The organism is Mucilaginibacter jinjuensis (assembly GCF_028596025.1).
Classification (GTDB): Bacteria; Bacteroidota; Bacteroidia; order Sphingobacteriales; family Sphingobacteriaceae; genus Mucilaginibacter; species Mucilaginibacter jinjuensis.
The window spans coordinates 1,243,567-1,255,611 of sequence record NZ_CP117167.1 but is presented as its reverse complement, the minus strand read 5'-3'; the positions used below and the strand labels follow the sequence as shown (position 1 = coordinate 1,255,611).

The following is a 12,045-nucleotide window of genomic DNA, read 5'->3' as shown; positions in this document are numbered from 1 at the left end:
CTTGATTGGATCTTGTAATGGATAACGAATGATCTGGCGAATGACATAGGCCACACCCAAAACTTTCCTGACAGCTAAAAAAATGATTCCTGATATATTAAATTGGTAATTATGCCTGAAATAATCTTCCGCAAAAAGGCGCTCAAAAACTTTTTGATGATGATGTCTCCTATTGATTATCTTGCACATATTTAATAACCGAAATAACTCAATTTTATCATAAGTGAGAAAATTGTATAGTTGATTATTATCATATCTCAGTTGATTTTTATAACTTTAAAACATAATTATATCTGATGGAAGAACAGCAATTCTCGAAGCAGCGGTTGTCGATGGGGCAAAAGGTTGAACGTATTAGAAACTTTAGGGGCATTAAACAGGAATACATGGCTAACAGGCTTGGAATATCTCAATCTCAGGTATCAAAAATCGAACAGGAAGAGGAAATTGGAGATGAACTGCTAAAGCAAATTGCAGAAATTTTGGGAGTTACTCCAGAAGCCATCAAAAACTTTGATGATGAAAAAATCACTTACAACATTAATAATTACTACGATATACATGATATTGAAATAAAAGATAATGCTTCAAGTAATTTTGTAGCCCAACAATTCAATCCACTTGAGAAAATAACTGAGTTGTATGAAAGACTTCTAACTAGTGAGCGAGAGAAGTTGGAACTGCTTAACGGTAAAACAAACGAATCATAATTGAAATTATGGAATCATCTACATTTAATAAACCATTACATATAGGAAAAAAAATAGAGCGAGTTCGAAAACTTAGAGGCATGACTCAAGATGATTTGGGCTCTGGCTTAAATATTTCTAAACAAGCCGTTTCTAAATTAGAACAAAGCGAGTCAATTGACGATCATCGATTGGAACAAATTGCAACTGTGCTAGGCGTTACTAAAGAAGGTTTGGCCAATTTCAATGAAGACAAGGTATTTAATATAAGTACTAATTTCAATGAAGGGTGTAACGTTACAACTAACTCTATTTACACGTTCGTAGAAAACGTAAATAATCCAGTTGAAAAGATTATTGAGCTATACGAAAATCTGCTCAAAACCGAACGTGAAAAAGTTGAAATTTTGTTGAATGCCCAGAAGGAATAATTATTTTTTTGTACATCACATTTAGATAGTAGAAGCTTCCACAAGCTAATCATTGTTTACAGCTATCTATTCGAGACATAAAATCTTAAAACATTTGCAAAACATGTATATTACGGTATCATAATTGTGAGCGACGTTTTAGCTTGCATAAAAGGCTGTAAAAAAAACAGGAATACCAGCATTGATGAACTCGTTGTTGGTAATAGCAGTCCCCGCTTAAATTACATAATCTCACTCTCTCTTACCCCACCTTTCATTCTTTCGACTCTACTGTTTGCATTTGTGATATTTCAGATGGATTTATAACCTTGGACTGCCATCCAGTCTGGGCCAACTGCCGATAAAGAATAAAACTACCACAGAATGTTTCGTTACGATAATCAACAGAAATAATCTTGAAATGCTAATTAAAGTAACCAATAAGTTTATCACTCTCTAAAGGAGTGTTGAACGTTTTATGCTCGAGTAGACCAGTCCTGACATCGACTGGCCATCTCTTTAGGAACATATAAACTTATAGTTTAATCAACCTTAATTTGATCATAATATGTATGACCCGGGTTCTGCCGGTAATTTCGGCTCCCTGTTGCCGATGGTTATCGGTGCTATGCCGGATTAAGATACGGCAATTTCGCTGGACTGTTGACTACTGACGATAACATATAGCAAGAACAGAACGCATTGAATCGTGATTCTTGGTGCCCGCTTTGGAGAGCTGGCCGGACGCATTGCGCGGTGACGATATAGACTTTCGAATATAACCGCGAGCAGGAACGGATTTACACGATCGATTGTGCGGACGATTTCCTCGCTATGGGATATCTGGATGGGCATCAAAACCAAAGTCCTGCTGCTGATTTTCGTGATGCTGACCATGCCGGCAAACAGCGTGATGTCTACGATCCGCTACCAAATACCCGCCATTTTAGAACGCGGGGATGTGAAGACCTGGACTAACGGCAGTTACGGTGTTGAGCCGCGTGTGGCTGGTTACGCCAACATCCCTGCCCGGCCGAAAACCTCGTGATTACTATTTACAAAGATCATCATACCGGTCACTGATCAAAATTTTTATTTTTTAAAGTATTTTGCGGTCTCCTTCGTCAACATCTTTATGGCGAACGTTTTATTTTTAGGAATGCCCTCCCACGGGCATGTGAATCCCACTTTAGGGCTGGTGGCCGAACTAAGCCTTCATGGTGAAAAGGTCTACTATTTTGCATCCGACTATTTTCGCACGAAGATCGAAGCGGCGGGCGCCATATTTTTGGCCTATAATGAAGATTTGGATATTTTTAAGGCAGCCGGCAAACCCGGGCAGGGCGGCGGACTAATGAGTGTCGCCAGCAAGGCACCTTCGGTAATAGCGGATATTTTAGCACAAACAGCCCCGCTGAAATTTGACTACCTGATCCATTCGGCTGCGTTTCCGTTTACCGGCGCTTTGGAGCAGTTGTTTAAAATTCCTTCGATTTCTTCACTGGCGGTGTTTGCCGGCCTCGACAGCTTTAAAAATATCGGCAGTTTTAAATTACCGGACGATATCATGCAGCAGTATCAGGAAACTGCCGCGCAGTTAACGGCTGCCTATGGCGTCACCATGCCCGGCCATCCGTTGGAACTAATGCTATATAACAGCCCGCTGAAACTGGTTTATACCTCGCGTTATTTTGCGCCGCCCTCTGATTACCTCGACGATAGCTGCCGCTTTGTCGGACCGCCAATCTATGATCGTCATGAAGACCTGGACTTTCCTTTTGAACGGCTGGCAGGCAAACGCGTGTTATATATTTCCCTCGGAACGGTCTTCGGAGTCTTTGATCCGAAACTATACGAGATGTTTGTTACTGCTTTTAAGGATTGGGACGGCATTGTGGTCATGGCAGCGCATGGCGTTAAGCTGAATGACAGCCAGTTCCCGGAACATTTTGTAGTGCGCGACTATGTGCCGCAGAATGCGCTCCTGAAATATGCCGACGTAGCAATTACCCATGCAGGCATGAACAGCATGAGCGACCTGATCAGTAACAAAGTGCCTTTTGTAAGCTTGCCGATGGGCGCCGATCAACCCTTGCTGGCAGCACGTGCCGAGGAGCTCGGGGCGACCATCAAATTAGATGTGCGGCAGCTGAACCCGGAACTGTTAAAGAATGCGATAGAGGTCGTCATGAATGACCCCGCCTACCTGACGGCTATCCGGCAGATCAATGTGTCTTTTAGAGAGGCCGGAGGTTATCCTAAAGCAGTGGATGAGATCTTCTTGTTCCTCGGGCGATGAATTGTGTTGACCCGCTAATTATCGCTGACGATCACTTTACGCTTCCGGCGCATATTCACGCTATGCTTCCGCAGGAAATTATAGGTAAAGGTAAATCCCATATACTGCTCATTACGGTGATCATTGGTGCCATCAAAGAATAGGTAACCCTGCTGCACGGCCACGGCGAAACTTCCGTTACGTTGAAATTGATGCTGTTACAGATCTCAGTCATCAAACCCTGTTTGGCTTTAAATACATAACCTCCTCCCAGGCACAGCGCTTCGGCGAAGCGCCCCTTGGAAAATACATTGATCGTTGGACGGAACTCGACAAAACGCGAAGTATCCGGGCCATGATCCATGGAACTCAGTCGGCCGGTCGCCAGGCCGATGTCAAAAATACCAAAAGTCCGGCCGAATTCCACGGCAGGGGAAAAACGCTGTTCAACACCACCTTTGGAATTCACGAAAATATTGGCGTTGAAGGACAAATAAAAATACTGCGGCTCCTGATTCTCTTTGGTCGTATCTTTTCCGTTACTGTATCGCGCTGAACACGGCCGACCAGCACCGGTTTTGCTGCGGCGGGGATGGTTTGCGCCCTTATCATTGTTGTACTACCGCAAAGTATTAATCCTATAAAAAAAAGTAAAATTGCTCTCATCTTGAAATTTCGGGGAATAACATTACTGGATATCAGATGTTTCAAACATTTTAAGAATAAAACACTTTATCATTAAATCCCTGTTAACATGACCAAGAAAAAAAATTTATTTGAACGCTTTTCAAACTGGGCGACCAATGCCACAGGAAGTTCCGCCGCTTTTATCATTGCCGCTTTGACCATCATCGTCTGGGCTGCGGCCGGCCCGGTCGCCCATTATTCCGAGACTTGGCAACTAATTATTAATACGGGCACCACCATCGTTACTTTCCTGATGGTGTTCCTGATCCAGAAATCACAGAACAAGGACTCCAAAGCGATCCACCTGAAGCTGAATGAGCTGATAGCCTCGCACGAAGGCAGCAGCAACAGAATGGTCAGCCTGGAAGATCTGAGCGAAGCTGAACTGGACCAGCTTCGGAAATTCTACATGACCTTATCCCGCCTGGCGACCAGCGAAGATGACATTACCTGTACCCACTCTATAGACGCAGCGGAAGAAAATCACCAGATCAAAGTAGGCCATTACCGGGGAAGGAAAAGTTATGCCGCCGGACGTTCTGGCCAGCCCAGTGAAAAGGATGTGCCGGCAAAACCGGCAACCAAAAAGGCCGTGGCTAAGGAGGTGGCCAAGACAAGATGAGATCAACCGCTTACCATAACGAGTTGAACGAAATAAAAACGGGCACCAAGGCTAACCGCAAATTAAAATGGACGCCTGACCGCACCACGTTAGCTATATCTAGCTAACATCTATGGATGAACTGAAAGGAACGGGGAAACCTTGCCTAGTTCTATTCGGCTTAGATGTCACCATTGTGCCGTCGGATAATTTCTGGGTTAAGATTAGCTAGCTATTTTCTGCTTATTTAATTGCGTGAGGACCACGCCGGCCATTACGAACCCTAAAGCAATCAGTTGTATCCGGGATAGAGACTCCGCCGCAAGCAACCAACCCATAAATATCGCAATAATAGGATTTACATAGGTATGAGTACTTACGACGGCGGGCGGTTGTACGGTGATCAGCCAGTTGAAAGACAGGTAGGCAATTAGCGATCCCATAATAATAAGGTATGTTAGCCCCAGCCACGCGCTTATCGGAATTGCAACTTCAAAAAGAGTGGAAAATTCACCTTTAACGCCAGCAATTATACCTGAAAACAATCCCGCAGCAATGAGTTGAATAGCGCTGTTACTTAAGTTCCGTGCACCCGATGTTAATCTATGGTTGGCATATAAAGCACCTGCTACCCAAGACACTGCGCTTAATAAAGTGATTATCGTTCCTAAAACAGGCCGTGCGTGGAGTCCCGCGGTGCGGTCTGGTGTAAAATACGTGAACAATACGATCCCGGCAAACCCCAAAAATAAACCCGCAATAATTCGTTTGCTGGAAAAATACAGATTCCAGCGATAACGGTCGAACAAAACAAAGAAAAGCGGTTCTGTAGCCACTATAATCGCAGCCGCCCCGGAACTAATATATTGTTCTCCTACGACGACCAGGCCTGAGCCCCCGCTTAGCATCAAAATGCCGCTGATGACCAAAACCTTTCTGTCGTTTCCACTAGGCCAACTGGCTTTTTGAATCCATATCCAAATGATCAGCAAAAGCCCAGCAGCCAAGTATCTAAAAGCTGAAATCGTAAAGGGTTTAAGCCCTTTCAGGGCATAAATGATAGCCAGATAACTTGTTCCCCATATGAAATAAATAGCTATAAAAGCGAATACCAATACTATAGGCGATGGATTATTACGGTTTTTCATTTTTATTACTGTTAAAATACATATTACTGGTGTTAAATATATAATTAACACTTGTAAAAATTGTTTTAGCAGTGTGAATTATTTAACTTTATTCCATGAACCAAATCAGCACGGTCACAACGATGACACTGGATGGCGGAGTAAGTTGCCTCGATTTTGTAAATTCAGGTTATGACCGGGAAAAGGACGTCGTTGCTGAAAGGCTTCATACCTACGACGATCTGTTAATTTTGTCAGCAAGGCTCGAACTTTTTGATGGAAGGACTGTGGCTCGTCTCAAAGCTGCGGCTAAGAACGAACCGGACACTGCGGAAAAGGCCCTTCAATCCGCCAAAGAAATCCGAGAAATGCTTTATCAGCTTCTTATAGGTCATGGCCGGAATATATCAAGCAAATCAGATCTGGAAATTTTAGACCAGGCCAACCATCTTTTTATACAGGCATTGCAATTCAGGGTATTAAGGCGTGACAATGGTGGAATTAAATTTGTGCTGCGCCTGGAAAACGCGGGCTTATATGCTCCGGTGTGGAAGCTTGTTCTATCCGCCTATGACCTGTTGAACTCCGGCAGTTTGCACCTCATTAAACAGTGCGGACGCTGCGCCTGGCTTTTTTTAGACCAAACAAAGAGCCACCGCAAGAAATGGTGCTCCATGGAATCTTGCGGTAACAGTCAGAAAACAAAACGCTATTATTTGAAAAAGAAAAATGAACAGAGAACACCTAACGCGTAACGCCATTTGGGCGTTGATTATCATATTAAGACCGGAAGCAACTTGAAATAATATCCTATCAAAAATACGCTCAGTTAAAGACTTAAGCCGTGATTAAAGCTTTACATTTCAAACAGCATGTAACTTTATTCATGCTGTTAAGTCATAAGGTTGTTCAAAGTCCTTTACAATGGCTTCCTTGTGACAGGTTTTATCTTCAGCCACCTGTCTTTGCAATTGAACCTGCCGTACCCAACCACCTTTGAGCCAGGCATCGTTCCTTTCTTGTTAGGTTAACAACCTAAAAGCGATCTGGTCCGCGCCGTATTTAAGTAGTCAGGAAAAAATGCTGCAATAACATGATGGTCTTGGCATCATGGAAGCTGCCGGCCAATAGCTTTTCTTTCGCTTCGCTGAAACTCATTTCGACCAGCTCGATGTCCTCGCCCTCGGATTCCAGGCCACCGCCTTTGCCGTACTGCACCCTGCAATCGCAGTCAGCGGCGAACAGGTACAGGTATTCCGTGATACCGCCAGCCGAGGAATAGGCAGAGCCGATCCGGGTGAGGCTGCTGATCGGATACCCCGTCTCTTCCTGAACTTACCTTCTCGCTGACTGTTCGGGGGTTTCGCCTTCATCGATCAAGCCTGCGCAGGTTTCGACCAGATAGCCGTTGTCATTGCCATTTAAAAAGGTCGGCAGCCGGAACTGCCGGGTCAGGATAAACTTTTTTTCTGCTCGATCGACCAGCAATACGGCGACCGCATCCGGCCGGTAGTAGATCTCATTCTTTTGCTTATGCAGTTCATCTTTTAGGTTAGGTTTCTGGTAGGTTACCTCTTCCAGCAGATATTTTCGGTTGGATAGAGTTTCCTTGTTGAGTATTTGTATCCTTGACATGTACTTATTCGTTTGTCCATCTTTTGGTAAGTTCACCAGCCGCTCCACTTAATGGATCGCTTTCGGGCAGGGGAATCGCAATAATATTGTCGTCGGCTTCTGGTCGCTCGCCTGGCTTGCCATACTTCATATCATAGTCACGGCCGTCTGGATAAGCCCCGATCACGCTAAGGGCGTTTTCATCGTCGAGATTCTTATGGGCCACACCCGCAGGAATAACCAGCACATCACCTTTTTCGAGTAAAAGTTTAGGGCCGTTATCGCCGCCCAACTGGATGTTCGCCCGACCGGAATAGATCCCCAATACTTCGTGCGTGATGCTGTGGTAATGGTGGTGAGTAAAAATGCCGGCATCCCAGCTGTTCGACCAGCCGTACTTCTTGAACAACTTGCTGACATATGTGGCCGGCAAAAGCAAGGGAACGTCCAACGCGCCTTTGTAATGCAGTGCCGGTAGGCTGTTGCCAGGAAACGTTCCATCGTCTTTGACCAGAATTTCTTGTACCATAGCCTGAAGTCTTTCCCTTAATAAACGCCGGCAGGATGATATGGTTTGCGACCGAATGGTTGACTTAGTCCGATTGCCGCCTTCTACGGCGCTTATGCTGGCCAGGTTGCTGCTTTTTATTTTTATCTTCCGCCAGCCGGACGCTGATCTGCCGTCCGGCCAACTGGTAGCCATTCAGCGCGGCAATGGCACGGCTGGCGCCGGCACTATCAGTCATGGTGACGAAACCGTAACACTTGCTTTCTCCGGTCTGCTGGTCGGTGATAATGGTCACCGTCTTCACCGTGCCGTGAAGCTGAACAGTTCCAGCAAGCCAATCGTGGACAAATCTTTAGGAAAACCGACGATGAATAATTTGGCCATGCTCTAATATACAGATTATCCTCTTACGCCACCTGCGTAAACTCGTAAAAGTCCTGAACCACATCGAACGGCTGACGATACTGAAAGCCGCATTTGGCTAATAACTTGCTGGCGGCGTAATTGTGCCGGTTGACCACCGCCGCAACATTGGGAATCCCCTGCTGTTCCAGCGTCTGCAGGATCTTTGGGAGCAGCGTGCTCATCAGCGTTTTGCCTTTGTATTCAGCTTTGAGATAAAACTCGATAAAGAACGGGTAATGGCCAAGGCGGTAATGCTCGCGGGCGACCCCAGGCGGGATAATGTCCACGATCCCGATCAAGCGGCCCGAGCTTTTATCGATGATCAGATGGATCACATTGCGGCCGGAATGTGATCCCAGAATAGCGGCCTTTAACCATTGATCAGCGTCGGCTAAATGATTTAGCTTCTTCTCGGGAATAAAATGCAAAGTCTCTGCATCGGAGAATAGCTCGAACACCTCGGTCACTAAGTCCGGGTAGCGCAACAATTCGGCAGCGCCGATGGGGTTCAGCCGCAGCTGACGGGTTTCAAGGTAGAGCGGCTCAAGCACGGGGCAAATGTAAGAAACCGTACCGTTTTAGTCAACTGTTGGCAAGTCAACCGGAGAACTGGTTAAACATTATATCAGGTAGTCCAGGTATTTTCCGCGTGCAATGCATCGGTGGGTGCCAACGCATGTTCCGTAGTGCGATGCCCGGACACCTACATCCTTTTCCGAATGAGATTAAAGCTTCGGTTAGGCTATAGAAATCTCCCAGGCAAAGCACTTCATATATTGGCGACGTCCCACATGGCCTGGTTAACGCCACCGCTTGAAAAAGGTGGCATGCGGTGCGTCGCACACGATCGCTATTCGTGATGTTGTAATAAGATATCCATATCATTTGCATTTACCCAGGTAGACGAATCAGCGGCGAAAATATTTTAAATCGATCCGATCTTCCGGTTCCACTCCGGCAGGACTTGGGTTTGACAATGCATAGCGCTATATTTGTTGGTTGACCTTGCCTAACCCTATTGGCCTTAATTACTTCCTATGGCACTAAAAAATACTCTATCAAAAAAATTGCACCAGGATATTGCCGTCTTGCTGGAGCGGATCTTACTGCAGGAAGCAACGGTAGGCTATCAGGATTCCATGATCAAGGTTGTAATCTCCAGCGAGGTTTTCCAGCACCGTTTCGGTGAGATTTTGCGCCGCATTCAGCACGCCATCGATGAACAGTTTCCCGTGCGTACCCTTGATGTTTCCGTCCTTGTCAGGGACCGGGGCAGCCGCTTTGAACACGTGTTCAAGATCTGGAAAACCACAGAACGCTGATCGAACAATTCCCGCAACTAAAACACCTATGGTTAATTGCCTGCAATACTGTATCTTCCCTGTTCAATTTTAAAAGATCACAATGAAAAAACTTACATTACTATTTGTTTGCCTTGGCATGGCGGGAGCCTTGTTTGACAGCTGTGAATCCAAATCAGTACACCCATCAGACTTTGACCTAGCCGTTGCTCGAAAGGAGATCGAAGCCACGAATAAGGAGTTTGCTAACCTTTTCATCAAAGGCGATTCCGTTGGCGTCGCCAATCTTTATACCACGGATGCCAAGTTCATGGATGCGGGTGCGCCCGCGGTGGTTGGCAAGCCGGCGATCCGATCTATAATGGCCGGGTTCATGAAATCCGGCCTGACCAGAGTGGACCTAAAAACGACCGGTCTTTTCGGTGACGCGAACTTGCTAGCCGAAGAAGGAGAACTAAAACTGTATGTTAAAGAACAACAAGTGGCCGATGAAAAGTACATTGTGCTCTGGAAAAAGGAGAACGCCAAATGGAAATTGTTTCGCGATATATCGAACAGCAACGTTTCGGAAAAGAAGTAGCTGTTCATTGTCAACCTGTGGTGGTAGGATTTGCAGTATGGCATGATGTTGGTAAAGTTTTTAATCTATCTATTAAAAAGAAAATATTATGGCAACTACAGGAAATCAGGCAGGCGTATTAAACGACCTGATCGAGATCAACAATGACCGCGTAGCCGGCTTTGAAAAAGCGATCGCGGACATTAAAGACGAAAACATGGACCTCAAGGAATTATTTCAGGGCTACGCGGAACAGAGCCGCAAAAATGGCCAGGAGCTGACCGCATTGGTAGGTTCCGCTGAGGAGGTGGAAACCGGTAACAGTATTGGCGGTACTTTGCACCGTGCCTGGATCGATATAAAATCGGTGTTCGGCGGCAGTGACCGCGCCAGCATCTTGTCAGAAGCCGAACGCGGTGAGGATGCGATCAAAAAAGCGTACCAGGATGAACTGAGCAGCGGCCAGTTGACGGGTGATGCTGTTTCGATCGTAGGCAACCAGGCCAGTGAAATTCATGCGGCCCACGATCAGATCAAAGCGTTACGGGATACAGCAAAATTATAAAGTTGAAATTTCAGGAATAACGGGCCGCTTCTTTAGAAGCGGCTTTTTTTTGCTACAAATACTTTCCGAAAAGATGATCGGCCACTTTTATAAACGCCGGCTCAGTGATCGCCAATCCTGATCCTAATAGGCCCTTTGATTTCATCGGGGTCGATCATCTTCCCTTTTTGCATCAGCAACACTTTTCCGGTTTTATGCAGCGCAATGGCGGCCTCCCGGATTTCACCCATATGATTACGCCAATCCTTTGGGAACATTTCGCGGGCTATCTCGGAAGGGCAAGTAGTTTTTAACACCCCGCGTTCCCGTGTTATTTGAAGTATAGTTTTACAAATACTCTCCTGATTAGTCATGATGCATATTGATTCGCTTTGAGTTCCTGATAGTTGAACAGGACAACAAATGCAAGGCAACTGTGTTTTAAGGTATTAAAAGCATGAAACTCTTCAAACCAAGTTATATCGATTTTGATATAGCCAGCTATTCCTGGAAGCCAGATATCGATTACCGCGAGCATCCGGAATTATACCGCGTAGGTAAAGGCGAGCAAGGCGTGCTGATCTGCGAGCCTTATAAAAGCGAGATAAGCCAGCATTGGCGGTTTAAAACACCGGCAATCGCTGAGGCCAGCAGCAAAAAGATACTTGAGCTCTTTAGGTGTTATCTAAAAGTAAACGACTTTGTGGGCGCAGATATGGCGCGCAAATACCTGCAGATGGGCTATACCCGCGCTAGGCGTTACGCCAACTACAAGGGCGGCAAAAAGTACGATAAGGATAAAGGCTATCAGCAGATGGAACGCTATACCGGCGATCCGGAAAAAGCGGAATCTGCGCGCATATTTTATGCCCGCTGGAAAACTGCCGAGGCAAATGAATTATACAGCCAGCTGAAAAAAGACTGGAAACAGGAAAGGGGCTAAAAAACCACCTGAATACCAATCAATTCACTCAAGAATGCGCAGGTAAAACGGATGCCTTTTTAAAAGAAAATTATGCGGTTACGATGCGTAAGGCTAAAGTGGTACACCGCTTCGAGGTGGGCGAATATTCCCCTCACGAAGAGGATAAAATGTAAGTACCATATTTATGAGAACTGTGCTCTGTCGCCACTATACGTCGGATAGTTATGACTTCCTGTAAGTTGCCAGAATCCCGGAAAGATGGATGAGGAAGTATTGCTTATCCTGACCGATAAGATCGGGAGCCCCATCTGTACGCATTAAGAATAACAATATAAGACTGAAACTATGAGAAGTATCTGGACAGGTTCGATCCGCTTCGGCATAGTAAGAATCCCTA

The 12,045-nt window shown here is 45.5% G+C and carries 18 protein-coding genes; 10 read left to right on the top strand and 8 right to left on the bottom strand.

Annotated features, from left to right (window positions below):
• The first annotated feature begins 296 nt into the window (after positions 1-296).
• The 4 genes from PQO05_RS05860 (at position 297) to PQO05_RS05845 (ending at position 3,398) form a co-directional block, all read left to right on the top strand.
• Positions 297-710, top strand: coding sequence for a helix-turn-helix domain-containing protein (locus tag PQO05_RS05860; RefSeq protein ID WP_273631749.1), 414 nt, complete (start codon positions 297-299; stop codon positions 708-710).
• 8 nt (positions 711-718) lie between these two features.
• Positions 719-1,120 (top strand): helix-turn-helix domain-containing protein, encoded by a 402-nt coding sequence (locus PQO05_RS05855; protein ID WP_273631748.1) that lies wholly within the window; start codon positions 719-721, stop codon positions 1,118-1,120.
• 892 nt (positions 1,121-2,012) lie between these two features.
• Complete coding sequence (locus PQO05_RS05850; RefSeq protein ID WP_273631747.1) at positions 2,013-2,147, top strand: hypothetical protein; 135 nt, start codon at positions 2,013-2,015, stop codon at positions 2,145-2,147.
• A gap of 87 nt (positions 2,148-2,234) precedes the next feature.
• Positions 2,235-3,398 carry a macrolide family glycosyltransferase gene (locus PQO05_RS05845; RefSeq protein WP_273631746.1) on the top strand — a complete coding sequence of 388 codons (1,164 nt, stop codon included), beginning with the start codon at positions 2,235-2,237 and terminating at the stop codon, positions 3,396-3,398.
• Between the two features lie 55 nt (positions 3,399-3,453).
• Here PQO05_RS05845 and PQO05_RS05840 read toward each other — a convergent pair whose 3' ends face one another.
• Entirely contained in the window at positions 3,454-3,870 is a 417-nt protein-coding gene (locus PQO05_RS05840) for a hypothetical protein (protein ID WP_273631745.1), read from the bottom strand.
• Positions 3,871-4,131: 261 nt separating this feature from the next.
• Between PQO05_RS05840 and PQO05_RS05835 the strand changes: the two genes are divergently transcribed.
• The gene (locus PQO05_RS05835) at positions 4,132-4,686 is read left to right on the top strand and encodes a low affinity iron permease family protein (protein ID WP_273631744.1); all 555 of its coding nucleotides are present in this window, start codon (positions 4,132-4,134) and stop codon (positions 4,684-4,686) included.
• 203 nt (positions 4,687-4,889) lie between these two features.
• Here the strand turns inward: PQO05_RS05835 and PQO05_RS05830 are convergent, their stop codons facing one another.
• Entirely contained in the window at positions 4,890-5,813 is a 924-nt protein-coding gene (locus PQO05_RS05830) for an EamA family transporter (RefSeq protein ID WP_273631743.1), read from the bottom strand.
• Positions 5,814-5,908: 95 nt separating this feature from the next.
• On the opposite strand from PQO05_RS05830, the gene PQO05_RS05825 reads away from it, so the two are divergent.
• On the top strand, positions 5,909-6,547 hold the full coding sequence (locus tag PQO05_RS05825; RefSeq protein ID WP_273631742.1) for a CGNR zinc finger domain-containing protein: 639 nt from the start codon (positions 5,909-5,911) through the stop codon (positions 6,545-6,547).
• Between the two features lie 307 nt (positions 6,548-6,854).
• On the opposite strand, the gene PQO05_RS05820 is transcribed toward PQO05_RS05825, so the two are convergent.
• The 5 genes from PQO05_RS05820 to PQO05_RS05800 all read right to left on the bottom strand — a co-directional run bounded on the left by PQO05_RS05820 (position 6,855) and on the right by PQO05_RS05800 (position 8,870).
• The gene (locus PQO05_RS05820) at positions 6,855-7,010 is read right to left on the bottom strand and encodes an NUDIX hydrolase (RefSeq protein ID WP_273631741.1); all 156 of its coding nucleotides are present in this window, start codon (positions 7,008-7,010) and stop codon (positions 6,855-6,857) included.
• A 117-nt stretch (positions 7,011-7,127) separates the two neighbouring features.
• Positions 7,128-7,427 carry an NUDIX domain-containing protein gene (locus PQO05_RS05815; protein ID WP_273631740.1) on the bottom strand — a complete coding sequence of 100 codons (300 nt, stop codon included), beginning with the start codon at positions 7,425-7,427 and terminating at the stop codon, positions 7,128-7,130.
• 4 nt (positions 7,428-7,431) lie between these two features.
• Positions 7,432-7,935, bottom strand: coding sequence for a hypothetical protein (locus PQO05_RS05810; protein WP_273631739.1), 504 nt, complete (start codon positions 7,933-7,935; stop codon positions 7,432-7,434).
• Positions 7,936-7,999: 64 nt separating this feature from the next.
• Complete coding sequence (locus tag PQO05_RS26740) at positions 8,000-8,209, bottom strand: RNA recognition motif domain-containing protein (RefSeq protein ID WP_420490483.1); 210 nt, start codon at positions 8,207-8,209, stop codon at positions 8,000-8,002.
• Positions 8,210-8,321: 112 nt separating this feature from the next.
• Positions 8,322-8,870 (bottom strand): GNAT family N-acetyltransferase, encoded by a 549-nt coding sequence (locus PQO05_RS05800; RefSeq protein ID WP_273631737.1) that lies wholly within the window; start codon positions 8,868-8,870, stop codon positions 8,322-8,324.
• 486 nt (positions 8,871-9,356) lie between these two features.
• Here PQO05_RS05800 and PQO05_RS05795 point away from each other — a divergent pair, with 486 nt between their 5' ends.
• From PQO05_RS05795 to PQO05_RS05785, 3 genes are all read left to right on the top strand, one after another.
• Positions 9,357-9,641, top strand: coding sequence for a hypothetical protein (locus PQO05_RS05795; RefSeq protein WP_273631735.1), 285 nt, complete (start codon positions 9,357-9,359; stop codon positions 9,639-9,641).
• 82 nt (positions 9,642-9,723) lie between these two features.
• On the top strand, positions 9,724-10,200 hold the full coding sequence (locus PQO05_RS05790) for a YybH family protein (RefSeq protein WP_273631734.1): 477 nt from the start codon (positions 9,724-9,726) through the stop codon (positions 10,198-10,200).
• A gap of 88 nt (positions 10,201-10,288) precedes the next feature.
• Entirely contained in the window at positions 10,289-10,744 is a 456-nt protein-coding gene (locus PQO05_RS05785) for a ferritin-like domain-containing protein (protein ID WP_273631733.1), read from the top strand.
• A 101-nt stretch (positions 10,745-10,845) separates the two neighbouring features.
• On the opposite strand, the gene PQO05_RS05780 is transcribed toward PQO05_RS05785, so the two are convergent.
• Positions 10,846-11,097: a DUF3253 domain-containing protein gene (locus tag PQO05_RS05780; protein ID WP_273631732.1), complete on the bottom strand. Its 252-nt coding sequence runs from the start codon at positions 11,095-11,097 to the stop codon at positions 10,846-10,848.
• A gap of 83 nt (positions 11,098-11,180) precedes the next feature.
• On the opposite strand from PQO05_RS05780, the gene PQO05_RS05775 reads away from it, so the two are divergent.
• Positions 11,181-11,666, top strand: a complete 486-nt coding sequence (locus PQO05_RS05775) for a DUF4385 domain-containing protein (protein WP_273631731.1) — start codon at positions 11,181-11,183, stop codon at positions 11,664-11,666.
• Positions 11,667-12,045: the final 379 nt, after the last annotated feature.